This is a genomic window from Cloacibacterium sp. DMC96 (genome assembly GCF_056313765.1).
Map to the genome: position 1 here is coordinate 485,531 of NZ_JBQUZQ010000002.1, position 17,542 is coordinate 503,072.

A 17,542-nucleotide genomic window follows, 5' to 3' on the forward strand; every position below is an offset into this window, starting at 1 on the left:
GATAAAACTAAACAATGAAAACATTCTATCTTCTTTTCGTTTCAGTACTGATTATCAGTTGCCAAGAAAAAACTTTTGCAGATGATATTACTTTGGTTTACCCGAAAAATACTCAAATGAAAATTCAGGAGTTTAATGAAGATTTAGATGAATTTGGAACAGAAATAATCTATTTTGGAAAACATAATAAAAAAATTGAGGTAAAATATTATGAAAATTGTTGCACTCCTCCTATTGAAATAAATGAAACTGAGAAAAATAACACACATCTATTACCATATTTTAGAAAACAAAATTTAAAACAAGGAGAAACTCATTATAAAGAAATGTCTCAAGAACTAAACTCGAAAAATCTTGAAATTATAGTAAAAGAAAAAGATACTATCCCTCTTTATAAAAATAATGGCTTTGAAAACAAATTAAAAAAATACAAAGCTTTTCCAGTTTTTATAAAGAATATTTCTTCTAAAACTTTAAAAATTCCTGTTACTACAATATTCTCATTTCTTTTTTTTAAAAACGAAAATAATAAATGGCAATCGGTAAGAAATAGCAAATATATGATTGAAGGGTATGGAAACGAAAATCATCCATTCTTCGAACTCAAACCCAACGAAATTCTAGTTTACGCTTATCCTTATTTCAAAAAGGGAAAAACACATAAAGCTAAAGTAAAATTTTATGACGCTTCATCAAAAGAATTTAATATTTCTATTGATGAGGAGATTATAAAAAATCAATATGAAGTATATATAGAACAATAATAAAATGAAAGCACACCATCTTCTTTTCGTTTCACTATTCATTATCAGTTGCCAAGAGAAAACTTTTGCTGATGACATTACTTTGGTTTACCCGAAAAATACCATAATGAAAATTCAGGAGTTTAATGAAGATGGTAATTTAGGAGGCGATAATTTAATATATGTTGGAAAAATTATTCCAAATATTGATGTGAAATATTATGAAAGTATTTTGCCTCCCCCACCTCCACCTATGATAATCAATGAGATAGATAAAACTTTCAATGAAAGAATAAAGAAAGAAATTGACTCAATCAATTTAAGTCAAAAACCATATTTTAAACGAAATTTATTGAAAATTCATTTTTCTAAAGAAAATGAGCCTTATGATTCTTTAACAAATAAAAATCTTGAAATCATTGTAAAACAAAAAGATACCCTTCCTCTTTATAAGCAAGATTATATAACTCATCAATTTAAAACTTTCAAAGCATTTCCCGTTTTTATTAAGAATATTTCTAACAAAACTTTAAAAATCCCAACTGAATCTAAAGGTGTAGCCTTTTATGCTTATGATAATGAGAGAAAAAATTTCTATTATCTTCGAAATAGTAATTATATGATTTGCGGAACAGGAATTAATTTCTACAACTATTTCGAACTCAAATCCAACGAAATTTTAGTTTATGCTTATCCTTTCTTCAAAAAAGGAAAAGTGCATAAAGCTAAACTTAAATTTCATGACGCTTCTTCAAAAGAATTTGATATTTCTATTGATGATAAAATTATTGAAGATCAAAGAAATAGATATATTATGGATTTTTAGAAATAAAAAAATCCACAGAAATTTCTGTGGATGGCTAATTAATTAGTTTCTATTTTCTTGAGCGTAAATTCTGCTTGTTTGTTTAGTTTTTTTGCTTTCCCCCAATAAAATTGTTCTTTTAAAACTATATAGCCAGGTTTAGCAGCCATAAAATATTTGTCTTCATCATTTTTTTGGATTTGCATCTTTCTTGTTACAAAAGATTTGTCATTATCATTGTAAATGATTTCGTTTAGGAAAATCATTTTTTCTTGGTTTACTTCATTTGTAATAAAAATAGAACTAATCCCCGAATTGTCAGAAAGCACTTGGGTATATGCATACTTACTTCCTGCGGAATTGTTTACATTATGTGATTGCATTTTTTCAAGTTTGAAATCGCCATTGAGCTGAATAGAAAATAATTCTGTGTAAGTATTGATGGCCAAAATAGATTCTGGTCTATAGGTTTCTGCTGTTATTACATTATTGCCATCTGGACGAATCTCAAAACTTCTTATTAATAAGATACCTTCTTTTTTAATTCTTCCGTTCTCATTTATGTCCACAAATTTTGACATTTCTGTAAACGGGAGATAATTTTTAGAAATAATTTCTCCTGTGGTCTTATTAATTTTATATCGATAAAGGCCTAGTTTATTATCTATAAATGGACTTTTGTTGTTTTTATCTTGATTTTTTTTAAAATACTCTCCAATCAGAAATATATAATCATCTACTATTTTTGCTTCTATGTAATTTAACAAGTAATCATTTTCTTCAATAGGCTTAAAAGAAAGTTGTTCACCCGTTTTTGTATCAAGAATTAACATATTGTCAGAAATACTTCTTTTATTCTTGTAATATTCTAAATATAATAATGTTACTTTTTCATCACTTACCAAAGGAGTGTATTCATAAAAATGATCTTTACTTTCAGTGGCTATTTCTTTGTTTTGCCAAATTTTTTCGCCATTTAAATTTATGAAAATGGCATTTTTATAGTAACCATAAGATCCTTTTTTCTCTACTTCATTTATAATAAACCCTGAATTTGGAATTCTTGAAATCCTAAAACCATAATTGAGAAATGGAGAATCTTGATTCTTTAATACAAAATCTTTTGGATTGACAATATTATTATTTTGAATTGTTTTTGATTCTGTTGCTAAACCAGTAGCCACATCAAGTATTACAAATGTGTCATTCAAATAAAATCCTTTCCCAAAATTATATTCATCTAAATTTATGATAATTTTACCATTATTATAAAGAGTTCTTCCTATGTGCGGAGTTCCATTTGTAATTTTGTTAAGAGAAAATTTTCCTTCTGAAATTTTTTTAAAATCTGGGTCGAGTACAATAAAACTAAATTTTTGAGTTTTGTCAATTAATTCATCTTTATGAATTTCTATGTATCCAAAAAATTTATCTTTATCCCAAAGTGAATTAAATCCGATTAATTCTCCTGTAGATTTAGGAACTACATATGTTTGAGCGTTAATTCCGTGGAAGAAAATTGCAAAAAGCAATATAAAAAAGTGTTTCATATTTATCAATTTTTAGTTTTTATAAAAGTACAAAAAAACCACAGAAATTTCTGTGGATTTTATTTATCTTGATTCTTGGATCTGAAATCTTGAATCTATTTTATTTAATCATTCAATTTCAAAACTGCCATAAATGCAGATTGTGGAACTTCGACTCTACCAATTTGTTTCATCTTTTTCTTTCCTTCTTTCTGCTTTTCAAGGAGTTTACGCTTTCTGGAAATATCACCACCGTAACATTTTGCGGTAACGTCTTTTCTCAGAGCTTTTACGTTTTCACGGGCAATAACTTTTGCACCAAGAGCAGCCTGAATCGCAATATCAAACTGTTGACGAGGAATCAATTCTCTTAATTTTTCGCACATTTTTTTACCAATGTAATACGCGTTGCTGTCGTGAATTAACGAAGAAAGTGCATCTACCATATCTCCATTAATCAAAATATCCATTTTCACCAATTTTGAAGCTCTAAAACCAATTGGATGGTAATCAAATGAAGCATAACCTTTAGAAATTGACTTTAATCTATCATAAAAATCAAAAACAACTTCTGAAAGCGGCATGTTAAATACCAATTCTACACGGTCTGAAGTCAAATAAGATTGGTTTACAATTTCGCCACGTTTTTCAATACAAAGCGTCATTACAGCACCCACAAAATCAGATTTTGTAATAATGGTAGCTTTGATATAAGGTTCTTCTACACGATCTAGAGCGATAGGATCCATCATTTCTGAAGGGTTATTTATCAAAATCGGAACATTCGGTTCTTTTTTAGAATATCCGTAGTAAGAAACGTTAGGAACCGTAGTAATTACGTTCATATTGAACTCTCTATCAAGACGTTCCTGTACAATTTCCATGTGAAGCATTCCTAAGAAACCACAACGGAAACCGAAACCAAGTGCCGCTGAACTTTCTGGCTCGAAAACCAAAGAAGCATCATTCAGTCTTAACTTTTCTAAAGAAAATCTTAATTCTTCAAAATCTTCTGATTCTATAGGATAAATTCCCGCGAAAACCATTGGTTTTACATCTTCGAAACCGTCAATTGCTTCGGTTGCAGGATTTGCCATAGAAGTAATGGTATCACCTACTTTTACTTCTCTAGCATCTTTAATCCCAGAAATAATATAGCCTACATCTCCGCATTTAATTTCAGATTTTGGAGCTTGTTTTAGTTTTAGCGTTCCTACTTCATCTGCTTCATAGACTTTATCCGTTGCCATGAATTTTACTTTCTCTCCTTTAGAAATTTTACCGTTTACTACTTTAAAGTAAGCTTCAATTCCACGGAAAGGATTGTAAACAGAGTCAAAAATCAATGCTTGAAGCGGCGCATTTTCGTCACCTTTTGGTGCAGGAATTCTTTCTACAATTTGTTCAAGCAATTCATGAACGCCAGCTCCAGTTTTCCCAGAAACACGCAATACATCTTCAGGTTTACAACCCAAAAGATTTACGATTTCATCTGTAACTTCTTCTGGATTAGCAGAAGGTAAGTCTATTTTATTCAAGATTGGAATAATCTCTAAATCGTTTTCTAGCGCTAAATATAAATTACTAATTGTCTGTGCTTGAATGCTTTGTGCAGCATCTACAATCAGAAGTGCACCTTCACAAGCAGCGATAGAACGAGATACTTCGTATGAAAAATCTACGTGTCCCGGTGTATCGATCAAGTTGAGAATATATTTTTCGCCTTTATATTCATAATCCATTTGAATGGCGTGAGATTTTATGGTAATTCCACGCTCTTTTTCCAAATCCATATCGTCAAGAGTTTGCGCTTGCAACTCTCTTTGAGAAACCGTATTGGTATATTCTAAAAGTCTGTCAGCAAGGGTAGATTTCCCGTGGTCGATATGTGCGATTATGCAAAAATTTCTAATGTTCTTCATTCTTCTTTTTCAATGATTTGCAAAGATATTGATTTTAAGGTAAAATCCTAAAAATAAAAAACTCCGAATTGATTTTCGGAGTATATTTTAAAGATTTTAAGGATTTGGCATCGGTTCGCGACCTTTTGGTGGTCCCATTTTTTGTCTGCGTTCCATAAATTTTTCGCGCATTCTACCTTCTTGATTAAAAAGTTTCAGCACTTGTTGAGGTGTTAAAATTTTGAGAAACTTATCAGCATAGACTTTTCGGTTGTTGAGCAGTTGTTGGCCTAAGTCAAAGCTTTGGTTCAGCATTTTCTTGGCTTCTGCATCAGAAAGGTTTTCTTGAGAGAAATCTGCTCTGAATTTATTTTTGATGGTTTTTTGACTTTCTAAATATTCTTTGAGAAGGGATTTAAAAGTTTCTTGTTTTTCGGCAGGAACTTGTAAATTTTTGATGGCCATCATGGTAGCGGCATCTTCCATCAATTGTTTTCTTTGTTCAGGAGACATTTGTCTGATGTATTCTCTGCGCTGTTCTGGTGTCATGTCTCTGAAATTTGGCTTTTCTTGAGCTTTAAAACTCATAAAGGTTCCAAAAAATAGGAGGATATAGATAAAATTTTTCATAATGGATTTAGTTATAAAGGTCTAAATAGATGTCGTGACTGGTATTTTTTGATAATTCTGCCAATTCTTCTTGAGTCAAAGAATTAAGAAGTTGCTCATAATTTTCATCAGTGTTTTTAGAATTCACAATCTGTTCTGTAATTTCAGGGTTTGGGATATGAGCAACTTCACTTTTGTTTTCTTCAACAATGTCTGGAGATGAATTTTGGGTGTTATTTTGTTCTAGTTTTGGTTGTTTAGTTTCTACTTTGGTAATGGATTGCGCTGAATCTTGACTTGGTTTAGAAAATTCGGTTTGGTTGGTTTTCCATAAGAAAGTAAAGCCAAAAATTAATGCTAAAGCGGCAGCAATAGAAGTCACCATAGAAAAATTGATTTTAAAAACCTTCGGTTGATGTTCTTTTTTTCTTACTGTTTTATTAAGCACGTTTTCCTGCATTTCCTCGAATGTGTTTTCGGGAATTTTGTAGGGTGTTTTTTTAGCTAATTGTTCTATATTTAAATCTTTCATTTTCTAAAAATTTTAAATTTTCTTATGATTCGTAGTTTTCTCTGATGTAGTTTTCTATTTTTTCTTTGGCGTAGTGGTAATTGGTTTTGCAAGTACTTACGCTCATTTCTAGAATGTTACTTATTTCTTCGAAAGGCAATTCATCATAATATCTAATATTGAAAACTAATTTTTGTTTTTCTGGCAATGTCTGTATGGCTTTCTGCAGTAAAATCTGAATTTCTTCTGCGTCATGTTCTGCATTTTGGGCGACTAAATTTTGCATATAGTATTCTGCATCTTCGTCTGTTTTTTGCATTTTTTTCAATTTTGCCAATTGCTGAAGTGCTTCATTGGTAGCGATTCTGTAGAGCCAAGTGTACAATTTACTGTCTTGCTTGAATTGGCCAAAATTGTTATATGCCTTAATAAAAGTGTCTTGCAACACATCTTGCGCAAGGTCATGTTGCACAATTAATCTTCTAATATGCCAATAAAGCCGACTTTGGTAGGTATCCATCATCGCACGAAGTCCTTTTTCCGAAGAATTGGGCTGTAACATCAAGCTGATGATTTCGTCGTCTTTACACTTCATAATTTAGTTTTCAATGGTTTGATTGTTCTTTTTAAGGAAAGTTAAATTTAAAAATAAAAAATTACAAAAGTTTATAAAATAAAAAAACCATCCCGATATTCGGAATGGTTTTATATGTAGAAAAAAGATTCTCTAATTATTCTGCTGCAGGAGCTTCTGCTTCTGGAGTTGCATCAGTTGCTACTTCTTCTTCATCTTCATCATCTTCTACCATTGCACCAGCATTTTTCATAGCATTTCTAGACATCTTCACAGCAGCTACTACTGCGTTATCTGGATGTAAGAAAGTGTATTGATCGTTTTTGATGTCTCCAACATATAATTTGTTACCAATTCTAAGTGGAGTAACATCTACTACGATTTCGTCTGGTAAGTTAGCAGGAATAGCTTTCAATCTTAATTTTCTGAAAGATTGTCTTAAAACACCACCCGCTAAAACACCTTTTGCACGACCGGTAATTCTTACAGGAACTTCCATAACCACTGGTTTATCAGCGCTTAATTGATAGAAGTCTGCGTGAAGAATTTTGTCTGTAATTGGGTGAAATTGGATGTCTTGTAAAACAGCATCAATTTTTTGACCATCTAGCTCAATTACTACCGTGTGTGCATCTGGAGTGTAAACCAAGTCTTTGAAAGATTTCTCAGTAGAAGAGAAATTGATTGGTTGCTCACCTCCATAAACAACACAAGGAACTAATTCAGCATCACGTAGAGCTTTGGTAGACTTTTTGCCCACGCTTTCTCTTTTTGTACCTTGAATTGTAATAGATTTCATTTAAAAAATATTTAAGTGTGTTAAATTTTTCAGGCTGCAAATATAGTGAAAAAAATTATATAATAAACTTATCACTAATTGATTTGTGCTCGTGTACCATTTTCATTACGTCTGCAAAAAGCGCTGCACAAGATAAAACCTTGATTTTAGAAGAAAGCTCTGATTTTACTGGAATCGTATCAGTTACAATAACCTCGCTAATCTGAGAGTTTTCTATATTTTCATAAGCTTTACCAGAAAGAACGGGGTGAGTTGCCATAGCTCTTACTGATTTTGCTCCGTTTTTCATTAGAATTTCTGCTGCTTTGCAAAGTGTTCCGGCTGTGTCTATCATGTCATCAATGAGGATAACGTTTCTGTCTTTTACATCACCAATCAAGAACATTTCTTCTACTACATTTGCTTTTTTTCTTTCTTTATAAGCAATTACTACTTCTGCACTTAGGTATCCTGCGTAATTTTTCGCTCTTTTTGCGCCACCCATGTCTGGTGAAGCAATGGTAAGATTGTCTAAGTTTAAAGACTTAATATGATCTACAAAGATGGTAGAAGCATAAAGATGGTCTACAGGAATTTCAAAGAAACCTTGAATTTGGTCTGCGTGTAAATCAATAGTCATGATTCTGGTTGCGCCTGCTGCAGTTAAAAGATTAGCAACTAATTTTGCTCCGATTGGTGCTCTAGGCTTATCTTTTCTGTCTTGTCTAGCTAATCCAAAATATGGAATCACTACGGTAATACTCTTTGCTGATGCTCTTTTTGCTGCATCAATCATTAAAAGAAGTTCTAGAAGATTGTCTGCTGGTGGAAAGGTAGAGCCGATAAGAAAAACTCTTCCTCCTCTTACAGATTGATCTAATACGGGTTCGAATTCCCCGTCACTAAACTGTTGGAAATTAATTTTCCCTAATTCTTGCCCATAGTGATTTGCAATTTTTTCTGCTAAATCTCGACTTGTTCTGGTGCAAAACAAATAGGTTGCTTGATCAGCCATTTTTACTTTTTTTGGTTTGGCAAATTTAAAAAAAATAAAACCACCTGAAAAATATCAGGTGGTTTTTATAAAAATTATTTTTTATTATTATGGGAAAGTTACTCCAGAATAAGCATTAATGTCAACCCAAGGCAATGTAGAGCCATAAGTTTTATTTATTGCGTCAATAAAAGTGTTTGCAATAAGTGCATATCCTCTTCCGTTAGGATGAACACCATCTAGAGAGAAAGCTCCTCCTGTTACAAATGAAGCTGTATATTTTACTCCATTGTATTGAATGCCTGTAGCTCTTCCTAATTCTTTCATTTTTCCATTAGCATCTACTAGAGCAAGACCGTAAGCAGTAGCTAAACTTGAAATTGAAGCGTTGTAAGCATCAGTAGCGGCAATTACTTTAGCTGCTTCTTTTTCACTAAGTACATATTTGTCTGCAAGTGGAGTTGCTGTTCCTCCTTTAATTGTAGTATCTCTTAGTAAAGTTAATGCTGGTAAAAGGATTAAATCATTAGCTGTAGTTTGCCTAAGTGAAGGTAATCCTAATCCAGAAAGGTTTGTTAAATCTTTGTCAACAATAACAGCACCATTAAAACCAGAATTAAAGTTAATTCTTCTTTGGTTGAATTCTGCTTCTGAAATTAAGTTAGCAGTTTTTGCTTGACCAAGACCAGCGTTATAAGCAGCGTATGCAGCATTTAGCTGTGTGATTTGAGTAGCAGATAATCCTGTAATAGGCTTTGCTGGAACTGTTGTAAAGTAAGGAATTGATGTTACATAAGGTATGTTTGCAATTGCTCCTTTTGAATTTGCGTTCGCTGTTTTTAGACTTGTAATAACTGTCTTAATAACATTTGCAACTACATTAGGGTCAGAAATATCGTTAGAACCGTAAGTAGATGGGTCTAAGTTACCTTTTCTATCAACGCCAGAACCTCCAGAAGTTGCATAAGAAAGAACGTCATTATTACCAATCCATAATGTATAGAAACTTGGTTTTTGAGCAGCAGCATCAGCTAAAACTGTTGTAGTAGCAGATGTAGCAAATCTTACAAAGTAAGGGTTTGCTTTTCCAGCAGCTAAATTAGCAGCGCTACCATAACCTGGAGTTACTAAATGAAAAGATTTAGCACCAGGAACACCCATATTGTTAAAGTATTTTCCTGTCCCACCAATAACGTCAAGGTTTGCACCTGGAGCTGAAGGAGTAGGAGAAAGAGTTGGGCTTAGAGTAAGTTTTCCATAAAACTCTGTATTTCCTGAGGCAGCAAATAAGTCTTTAAATCCACCTACATTATTTGGCATTAATGGTTGAGTGAAAGTTTGTGTACCTCCAGCTAGTCCCATTTGTTTTGCGATCATTGACGGAAATGATTCGTTTTGTCCGTCTAGATATAAGGCACCATCTCTGAAACCAGATGTTAATGAATTTCCTACAGATACAAATTTTGAGAAATCTGCTTTACCAGTAGAAACAGTCATGTTATTTACGTCTCTTTCGAAATCTGTATTACAGCTTACTAATGTTAAAGCCGAAATTGCGAAAGCTGATAATATTATTTTTTTCATAATTTTTTTAATTAAAATGCATTGTAAGTGAAACCTAAACCAAGATACATTGCTTTAGCTTTAGCTTGTCCTTTGAAGTTCAAGTAAGCATTGTCTACTTGTCTTGCTTGTGGGAATGATAAAGCAGCTGCTAAATCTACTCCTAACTTTCCAAATTTATATCCAAGACCAGCTGTTACTACGCTTGCATCAAAAGATGGAGTTTCTGGGATGAAATATTTGTCTTCATAAGGAGATTCATCAAAATAATATCCTAATCTACCGGCTAATTTATCTGTTAGCATATACTGAGTTCCAATTCTAAATGTCTTAGCGTTTTTGAAGTTTTTAGGAGATACTAAAACCGTTTTATCTGCTTGGTTTCCAACTTGAGCATTTTCAAAGTCTAGCGTTAATTTGCTGTATCTTTCCCAACCATGGTAATTGAAATCTGCAGATACTAACCATTTTGGTGTGATTTTATAAGTAAGACCAATTGTGTACTCATCTACAAGTGGTAATTCTGCTGTAAATGCATCTTGACCATCTGCTCCTACATTTAATTGAGGAGAAGTAAGTACAGCTTCTGGTACTCCTGTAAATGTGGCAACTCCATTTTCTGCTTTCATGATAACAGCTGAACGATAAGCAATACTTAAATCTAAATTACTGCTTGGTTTAAGATAGAAACCTACTCCAAAACCAGAACCTGTTGCTTTTTCGTCATTAATATTAAGAGTTCCACCTAAATTGGTAACTGCTTTATCCCAATCTACCATTCCTTTTGCATAGATATAGCTTACACCGATAGAAGCCCAATCATTAAATTTATAAGAAACCATAGGTTGGAAATAGAAGCTTTTCAATTCCATTTTTTGAACAACTTCTCTACCTGTCCAATCATCTGCCCATTTTACTGTACTTCCGAATGGTGTAGTTACGCTTAAACCTACAGAAACATTATTTGTAACTTTATATGCAATCGCTGCATATAGTGGTGTTCCCACAGGATTTTCTGTTTTGTAAGATTGTAAAGTTTCTAGACTTTGGTATTCTACTTCAGAAATAGCACCAAAACCGCCCACTGCAACACTCAATTTGCTAGGGATAAAAGAGATACCTGCGGGGTTAAAAAAAGCTATACTCGCATCTTCTGTATGCGCGCTAGTGTGAGCCATTGCAAGCTGTTTTACACCTTGTAATGATACTCTAAAACCTCCTGCGTAAGAAAATACGCCAGCTAAAAGAGCTGTAGTTATTAAAATTCTTTTCATGTTAATTAATAATTATTGCGCCAAATATAGAATTTATTTATATATAAATGTTAAAATTTTATTAAAAAAATTAAACAAAAATTAAATTTAATTTATTTTTTATAATTTTTTATTTGAATTGAAAAAAATAAATAATTGATTATCAAATATTTGGAAAACTATTCAAAAAGAATTATTAAACGATTGTTTAATTAAAATACTATTAAACAATAATTATGTATTGCATGTAAAGCTCAAAAAATAAAATATGAATAATTTAATAATATTACATAATGTTTATTAATATTGTGCAAAAATATTATTTTTATATAAAAATATGATAATTTAGACTTCCTGATGATAGACTTATTGTTTTATGATACATTGTTTAAAAATTATACTAAATTTGCAAGAATTAAAATATTATTATGAGTTGTGGATGTAATTCATCCGGAGATTCTAAACATTCTTGTGCTACTAAGAGCGCTACAGGTTGCGAAAATGTTAATACTTGTGGGAATAGTTATAAATTAAGCGTCTTTGATTGGCTATCTACAATACAGGCACCTAAACAGAATAAGTGCAATTTTGTAGAAGTGAGATTTAAGAATGATAGAAAATGCTATTACAATAATGTAAACCAGTTGCCACTTCATATTGGTAGCGTAGTTACAGTAGAATCTAATCCGGGTCACGATATAGGTGTAGTTAGCTTAACAGGAGAACTTGTTAAAATTCAGATGAAAAAGAAACATTTTTCTGAAGATGCTGCCCTAAAAATTTATAGAGTCGCTACACAAAAAGATGTAGAGATTTGGCAAGATGCCAGAAAAAAAGAAGACCAAACAAAGATTCAGGCAAGAAAAATTGCTAAAAATCTAGGTTTGGAAATGAAAATCACCGATGTAGAATATCAAGGAGATGGCTCGAAAGCTACTTTTTATTATACCGCAGAAGGTAGAGTAGATTTCCGCCAATTGATTAAAGAATACGCTTCATCTTTCAAAACAAAGATTGATATGAAGCAAATAGGCTACAGACAAGAATCTGCCAAAGTAGGTGGAATAGGTTCTTGTGGTAGAGAATTATGCTGTTCGACTTGGCTTACAGACTTCCGTTCAGTAAATACCAATGCGGCAAGATATCAGCAGTTAAGTATCAATCCGCTGAAATTAGCAGGACAATGTGGTAAATTAAAATGCTGTCTTAACTTTGAATTAGACAGTTATGTAGATGCATTATCAGATTTTCCTTCTTCTAATACCATCATCGAAACCGAAAAAGGAAGAGCTTTTTGTATTAAAATAGACGTTTTCAAAAAGAAAATGTGGTTTGCTTATGTAGATAATTCTATGGCTTGGTATGATTTAGACGTTGCTGAGGTCAAAAAAATGATGAAAATCAATAGCAAAGGTCAAAAATCTATCCCATTAGAAGAATTGAAAACCTTCACAGGAGCAGATAAAGTGGAAACTGTAGATTTAATTCAGGAGAATAATCTGGATAGGTTTGAGAAAAAGAAACCGAACAAGCATAGAAATAAAAATACAGGGAATAATAGAGCAGAGCAGGTAACCAAAGAGCCAGAAGCTCAAAAGGATAATAATAAACCTGAAAAAACCAATGCTCCTAAAAAGTTTAATAAAAACAAAAAAAGATTTCCTCCAAAAAGAAATAATAATGATTAAATATTTTCAGATATTTTTCGTTTCTATAATGCTTATTTCATGTTCCTATAATAATGAAGTGGTTTCTATGAATGAAGTAAACGGAACTTGGGATAAGAAAAAGGAACTGCTGTTTACTATGAATATAGAAGACACCAGCACTCCTAAAAATATTATATTTGTTGTAAGAAATAATAACGATTATCCTTATAGTAATCTGTTTTTAATTACTTACCTCAAAGCTGAAAATGAGAAAAATTTTAAAATAGATACGCTTAACTACATCATGGCAAAACCTAATGGAGAATGGTTAGGAAAAGGTTTTGGCGAGACTAAAGAAATATTATTTCAATATAAAAACCAATATAAATTCCCGAAAAAAGGAAAATATATTATTGGTGTAAAACAAGGAATGAGAACCAATAGTCTGGTAGGGATTGAAGATTTGGGCGTAAAATTAGAAAATTCAACACAACCATAATCATTATATGGAAAACACTGTAAAACAAGGCAGCACACTTAATTTTCCGTTGCCACCCAAAAAGCAAAAAAACTTCGGTTATAAAAAATGGGTGAAATTCATTTGGCTTGGCTTAGGAGGAATAATTCTAGGAACAGCATTTTTGTTTTTTGCTGTATCTCAAGGATTTTTGGGAGATATGCCAGATGTAAAAGAATTAGAAAATCCAGATATTTACGTGGCTTCAGAGATTATTTCTTCTGATGGAGTTACCTTAGGGAAATTCGAGAAAGAAAAAACCATTCCGGTTACCTATAAAGATTTGCCGCCGCATTTAGTATATGCATTGATGGCAAAAGAAGATGAACGTTTCCGTGAGCACTCAGGAATTGATTTACAAGCTTTTGCAAGAGCGGTAGCATTCCGTGGTAAAAGAGGTGGTGGTTCTACTATTTCTCAGCAGTTGGCAAAACTATTGTTTACGAAAAAACCCGCAACAAATTCTTTAATGAGAGGCATTCAAAAATTAAAAGAATGGTCTGTTGCGGTAAGCTTGGAGAAAAGATATACCAAGGAGGAAATCATCACTATGTACTTTAACAAAATGGATTTTAATTATAATTCCAAGGGTATTGAATTAGCTTCACGAATTTATTTTAATAAATCTACTAAAGACTTAACTCTTTCAGAAGCCGCAACTTTTGTTGCAATGCTAGAGGCTCCAATTAGAAATAATCCCATTAGAAATCCTGAACGAGCTAAGGAAAGAAGAAATGTGGTTTTAGAGCAAATGCTTAAAACCAACTATATAGACCAAGCTACTTATGACAAAGTAGTAGCGGAACCCATCGTAGTAGATTTCCATCCTGTAGAATCTGTAGACGAAGGATATTCTGCTTATTACAAGCATTATTTGAGAAAAGAAATCAATAATTACCTAGAAGAATACGAAAAAGAAACCGGTAAAGATGTAAATATTTATAGAGACGGTCTTAAAATCTTTGTAACCTTAGATTCTAAAATGCAGAAATATGCAGAAGAAGCCATTAAGGAACACATGACCAGTCTTCAGAAAAGTTTTGATGATGAACAACGCAGAAATCCTAATAGACCTTTCTATTTCTTGAAAAAAGATCAAATAGACGGTATTATGATGGCTGCAATGAAAAGAACCGGCAGATATAAACAATTGGCTGCAGAAGGGGTTTCAGAAGATTCTATTATGATGGATTTCAAAACGCCTACCAAAACCACCATCTTTACTTGGGAAGGAGAAAAAGAAACCGAAATGTCTCCGTATGATTCTATCAGATACCACAAGCAAATTGCACAAGCCGGCTTAATGTCTATGGAACCTGCAACTGGTGATATCAAAGCTTGGGTAGGAGGAATCGATTGGAAACATTTTCAATATGACCACGTAAAACAAGGAAAAAGACAAGTAGGATCAACGTTTAAACCGTTTGTATATGCTACAGCAATCATGAATTTAGGAATGACTCCTTGTTCTACTGTTTCGAATGCTACTTATACTAAAGGAGATTGGGTAGTAGAAGGTAATGGTGGTAATCTTACTTTGAGAGACGCTTTAGCACATTCTAAAAACCCTGTTGCAGTAAGATTAATAGAATCTGTTAGTCCTAAAAAAGTAATTCAGTTGGCTAGAGATTTAGGAGTAACAGAAGAAATGCCAAATGAATATGCAATCGCTCTAGGTTCTACAGATATTACCATTTACGAAATGTTGGGAGCTTATAGTTCTTTTGCTAATTTTGGAAATTACATTAAACCAGAAATGGTTTGGCGTATAGAAGATGCTAATGGTAGAGTAATTAAAGAAGTGAAAAACGAAACCAAAGAAGTCATGAACGAAATGTACGCTTATACCATGATAGATTTGATGAAAGGTGTTGCAAGATTCGGTACAGCTTCTGGTCAGTTAAGAAGAATGGGAATTCCTGATACTGTAGAAATAGCTGGTAAAACTGGTACTACTCAGAACAACTCAGATGGTTGGTTCATGGGAATTACGCCTAATCTAGCAACTGGAGTTTGGGTAGGCTGGGAAGACAGAGCAACCCACTTCTGGAGTACAGGAGAAGGTCAAGGTGCTAGAATGGCATTGCCAATTTGGGGAATTTTCATGAAGAAAATTTGGGCAGATAAAGAACTCGGGATTACACCAGATGATAAATTTGCTAAACCTTCTAATTGGACGGGAGATTGTGCAGATTTACAGGGACTTGGCGGTTATGGAGACGATGGCGGATTACAAACCATAGACCAAATCAAAAATCCTAAACCGAAAGACAATCAGCCTAAAAATAATAAACCGAAAGATGAGAATCTCAACGAAAATCTGAATAAAGACGAAGTAGATTTCAATCAATAAAAATGATAAACCGTTTCAATCTTATTTGAAGCGGTTTTTTCTTGAAAATCATTTAGCTTTGCAAAATGAATTTAGATAAAATCACACAGAGATATTTTGACCTTTTTCCAGGAGATTTTTCAGGAAATCCTGTACAAAGACAAACGCCCAATTTCTTTTTTGCACTTACCGATATTTATGGATTCAAAAAAGCGCAGTTATTGCACTTTAATGAAAATTTAGCCGAAGAAATAGGCTTGGGAAAAATGGAAAACCAAGAAGATACAGACTTTTTGAATGCTACCAAGCTTCCAGAAAATGTAAAAACATTTTCTACCGCTTATGCAGGTCATCAGTTCGGACAATGGGCTGGTCAATTAGGTGACGGAAGAGCCATTTATGCAGGAGAAATTCAAAATTCTGAAGGAAAATCTACAGAAATTCAATGGAAAGGAGCAGGAGCGACTCCATATTCTCGTCATGCTGATGGAAGAGCTGTTTTACGTTCATCTATCAGAGAATATCTCATGAGTGAAGCCATGTTTCACTTAGGAATTCCTACAACCAGAGCGCTTTCTTTTTCTCTTTCTGGAGAAAAAGTGGCGAGAGATATCATGTACAACGGAAATGTAGATTTCGAACAAGGAGCAGTTGTCATCAGAACTTCGGAAACGTTTCTTCGTTTTGGGCATTTTGAGTTGTTAGCTGCCAGAAATGAATTGGATACTTTACAAAAATTAGCAGATTTTACCATCGAAAATTATTTCCCAGAAATCGATAAAAATTCAACGGAAAAATATCTGGAATTTTTCAAAATAGTGGGCGAAAAAACCGCCGATATGATTGTAGAATGGATTAGAGTAGGATTTACACATGGCGTAATGAATACCGATAATATGAGTATTATTGGCAATACGATAGATTACGGACCATTCTCATTTTTAGATGAATATAATCTGAATTTTACCTCAAATACAACCGATTTACCAGGAAGAAGGTACGCTTTTGGTAAACAAGCGCACATTGCTCATTGGAATTTAATTCAATTAGCGAACGCACTTTTCCCTTTAATTAAAGATGAAGCTGCGCTGGAAAAAATCTTAATTGATTACAGTGAAATGTTTTGGAAAAAGCATGATGAAATGATGGCTAAGAAATTTGGGTTTGAAAAACTAGAAAGATATGACGCCGATTTTTTCACTTCTTGGCAAAAACTAATGGAAGAAATTTCTACAGACTATACGTTGTTTTTCAATCAGTTAGAAACACTTGAAGAAGGTTTAAATATTGTAGAACATTTCAAAAAATCTTTCTATCAAAACTTGGATAAAGAACAAGAAACTTTGGTTATAGAATTTGTTGAAAATTACAGACAAAGACTTTCAAACAATCAAATTTCTAGGGAAGAAAGCAGAAAATTGATGCAAAAAACCAATCCAAAATTCATTTTGAGAAACTATTTGCTGTACGATTGCATTGCAGAAATGGAAGAAGGCAAAACAGAACTTTTTGACAAACTTTGGAACGCTTTACAAAATCCTTATGAAGAAATCTACCCAGAATTTTCGGAAAAAAGACCAGAAAAATATGAAGGAGTAGTAGGTTGCAGTTCCCTTTCTTGTTCTTCATAAGAATCTAACCACAAAAGAGACAAAAGAATGGTTTGAAAACAAGAATTTCAAAAGTAAAAAAAAGAATTTTTTTTACTTTTTTTTACTTTTGGATGGCTTAAAACGAATTTTATCTTTTTTCGCTCTTGTAGTAAAAATATTTTTAGAAAAAAA

15 protein-coding genes are annotated in these 17,542 nt (G+C 32.7%); 6 read left to right on the forward strand and 9 right to left on the reverse strand.

From position 1 onward, the window contains the following. Positions 1-14 precede the first annotated feature (14 nt). Together ACT53I_RS11130 and ACT53I_RS11135 are read left to right on the forward strand one after the other, a co-directional pair. Positions 15-764, forward strand: coding sequence for a hypothetical protein (locus tag ACT53I_RS11130; RefSeq protein WP_476079712.1), 750 nt, complete (start codon positions 15-17; stop codon positions 762-764). A gap of 4 nt (positions 765-768) precedes the next feature. Beyond that, positions 769-1,569, forward strand: a complete 801-nt coding sequence (locus ACT53I_RS11135; protein WP_476079713.1) for a hypothetical protein — start codon at positions 769-771, stop codon at positions 1,567-1,569. Positions 1,570-1,607: 38 nt separating this feature from the next. On the opposite strand, the gene ACT53I_RS11140 is transcribed toward ACT53I_RS11135, so the two are convergent. The 9 genes from ACT53I_RS11140 to ACT53I_RS11180 form a co-directional block, all read right to left on the reverse strand. Beyond that, complete coding sequence (locus ACT53I_RS11140) at positions 1,608-3,098, reverse strand: hypothetical protein (protein WP_104792992.1); 1,491 nt, start codon at positions 3,096-3,098, stop codon at positions 1,608-1,610. Positions 3,099-3,202: 104 nt separating this feature from the next. Further along, the gene (gene lepA, locus ACT53I_RS11145; RefSeq protein WP_213190251.1) at positions 3,203-4,999 is read right to left on the reverse strand and encodes a translation elongation factor 4; all 1,797 of its coding nucleotides are present in this window, start codon (positions 4,997-4,999) and stop codon (positions 3,203-3,205) included. Between the two features lie 96 nt (positions 5,000-5,095). Further along, complete coding sequence (locus ACT53I_RS11150) at positions 5,096-5,608, reverse strand: hypothetical protein (protein ID WP_476079714.1); 513 nt, start codon at positions 5,606-5,608, stop codon at positions 5,096-5,098. 7 nt (positions 5,609-5,615) lie between these two features. Then, on the reverse strand, positions 5,616-6,119 hold the full coding sequence (locus tag ACT53I_RS11155) for a hypothetical protein (RefSeq protein ID WP_476079715.1): 504 nt from the start codon (positions 6,117-6,119) through the stop codon (positions 5,616-5,618). 22 nt (positions 6,120-6,141) lie between these two features. Then, positions 6,142-6,693: an RNA polymerase sigma factor gene (locus ACT53I_RS11160; protein WP_374450900.1), complete on the reverse strand. Its 552-nt coding sequence runs from the start codon at positions 6,691-6,693 to the stop codon at positions 6,142-6,144. Between the two features lie 136 nt (positions 6,694-6,829). Beyond that, positions 6,830-7,471, reverse strand: coding sequence for a 50S ribosomal protein L25/general stress protein Ctc (locus ACT53I_RS11165; protein WP_476079716.1), 642 nt, complete (start codon positions 7,469-7,471; stop codon positions 6,830-6,832). Positions 7,472-7,526: 55 nt separating this feature from the next. After that, positions 7,527-8,465, reverse strand: coding sequence for a ribose-phosphate pyrophosphokinase (locus ACT53I_RS11170; protein ID WP_213197173.1), 939 nt, complete (start codon positions 8,463-8,465; stop codon positions 7,527-7,529). Positions 8,466-8,552: 87 nt separating this feature from the next. Beyond that, positions 8,553-10,028 carry an SGNH/GDSL hydrolase family protein gene (locus ACT53I_RS11175; protein WP_476079717.1) on the reverse strand — a complete coding sequence of 492 codons (1,476 nt, stop codon included), beginning with the start codon at positions 10,026-10,028 and terminating at the stop codon, positions 8,553-8,555. An 11-nt stretch (positions 10,029-10,039) separates the two neighbouring features. Beyond that, positions 10,040-11,281 carry an OmpP1/FadL family transporter gene (locus ACT53I_RS11180; RefSeq protein WP_476079718.1) on the reverse strand — a complete coding sequence of 414 codons (1,242 nt, stop codon included), beginning with the start codon at positions 11,279-11,281 and terminating at the stop codon, positions 10,040-10,042. A gap of 407 nt (positions 11,282-11,688) precedes the next feature. Here ACT53I_RS11180 and ACT53I_RS11185 point away from each other — a divergent pair, with 407 nt between their 5' ends. The 4 genes from ACT53I_RS11185 to ACT53I_RS11200 all read left to right on the forward strand — a co-directional run bounded on the left by ACT53I_RS11185 (position 11,689) and on the right by ACT53I_RS11200 (position 17,389). Next, positions 11,689-12,948, forward strand: a complete 1,260-nt coding sequence (locus tag ACT53I_RS11185; RefSeq protein WP_476079719.1) for a PSP1 domain-containing protein — start codon at positions 11,689-11,691, stop codon at positions 12,946-12,948. Further along, positions 12,941-13,408, forward strand: a complete 468-nt coding sequence (locus tag ACT53I_RS11190; RefSeq protein ID WP_104792984.1) for a gliding motility lipoprotein GldH — start codon at positions 12,941-12,943, stop codon at positions 13,406-13,408. The genes ACT53I_RS11185 and ACT53I_RS11190 overlap by 8 nt, the downstream gene beginning before the upstream one ends. A gap of 7 nt (positions 13,409-13,415) precedes the next feature. Next, positions 13,416-15,779 (forward strand): penicillin-binding protein 1A, encoded by a 2,364-nt coding sequence (locus ACT53I_RS11195; protein ID WP_476079720.1) that lies wholly within the window; start codon positions 13,416-13,418, stop codon positions 15,777-15,779. A 65-nt stretch (positions 15,780-15,844) separates the two neighbouring features. Continuing rightward, positions 15,845-17,389 (forward strand): protein adenylyltransferase SelO, encoded by a 1,545-nt coding sequence (locus ACT53I_RS11200; protein WP_476079721.1) that lies wholly within the window; start codon positions 15,845-15,847, stop codon positions 17,387-17,389. Positions 17,390-17,542 lie beyond the last annotated feature (153 nt).

Excerpts from the sequence above, each read along its gene's own strand:
- lepA (WP_213190251.1), bottom strand. The coding sequence starts at position 4,999 with ATGAAGAACATTAGAAATTTTTGCATAATCGCACATATCGACCACGGG.
- ACT53I_RS11135 (WP_476079713.1), top strand. The coding sequence starts at position 769 with ATGAAAGCACACCATCTTCTTTTCGTTTCACTATTCATTATCAGTTGC.
- ACT53I_RS11185 (WP_476079719.1), top strand. The coding sequence starts at position 11,689 with ATGAGTTGTGGATGTAATTCATCCGGAGATTCTAAACATTCTTGTGCT.
- ACT53I_RS11200 (WP_476079721.1), top strand. The coding sequence starts at position 15,845 with ATGAATTTAGATAAAATCACACAGAGATATTTTGACCTTTTTCCAGGA.
- ACT53I_RS11140 (WP_104792992.1), bottom strand. The coding sequence starts at position 3,098 with ATGAAACACTTTTTTATATTGCTTTTTGCAATTTTCTTCCACGGAATT.
- ACT53I_RS11190 (WP_104792984.1), top strand. The coding sequence starts at position 12,941 with ATGATTAAATATTTTCAGATATTTTTCGTTTCTATAATGCTTATTTCA.
- ACT53I_RS11175 (WP_476079717.1), bottom strand. The coding sequence starts at position 10,028 with ATGAAAAAAATAATATTATCAGCTTTCGCAATTTCGGCTTTAACATTA.
- ACT53I_RS11155 (WP_476079715.1), bottom strand. The coding sequence starts at position 6,119 with ATGAAAGATTTAAATATAGAACAATTAGCTAAAAAAACACCCTACAAA.
- ACT53I_RS11130 (WP_476079712.1), top strand. The coding sequence starts at position 15 with ATGAAAACATTCTATCTTCTTTTCGTTTCAGTACTGATTATCAGTTGC.
- ACT53I_RS11180 (WP_476079718.1), bottom strand. The coding sequence starts at position 11,281 with ATGAAAAGAATTTTAATAACTACAGCTCTTTTAGCTGGCGTATTTTCT.
- ACT53I_RS11195 (WP_476079720.1), top strand. The coding sequence starts at position 13,416 with ATGGAAAACACTGTAAAACAAGGCAGCACACTTAATTTTCCGTTGCCA.
- ACT53I_RS11165 (WP_476079716.1), bottom strand. The coding sequence starts at position 7,471 with ATGAAATCTATTACAATTCAAGGTACAAAAAGAGAAAGCGTGGGCAAA.
- ACT53I_RS11160 (WP_374450900.1), bottom strand. The coding sequence starts at position 6,693 with ATGAAGTGTAAAGACGACGAAATCATCAGCTTGATGTTACAGCCCAAT.
- ACT53I_RS11170 (WP_213197173.1), bottom strand. The coding sequence starts at position 8,465 with ATGGCTGATCAAGCAACCTATTTGTTTTGCACCAGAACAAGTCGAGAT.
- ACT53I_RS11150 (WP_476079714.1), bottom strand. The coding sequence starts at position 5,608 with ATGAAAAATTTTATCTATATCCTCCTATTTTTTGGAACCTTTATGAGT.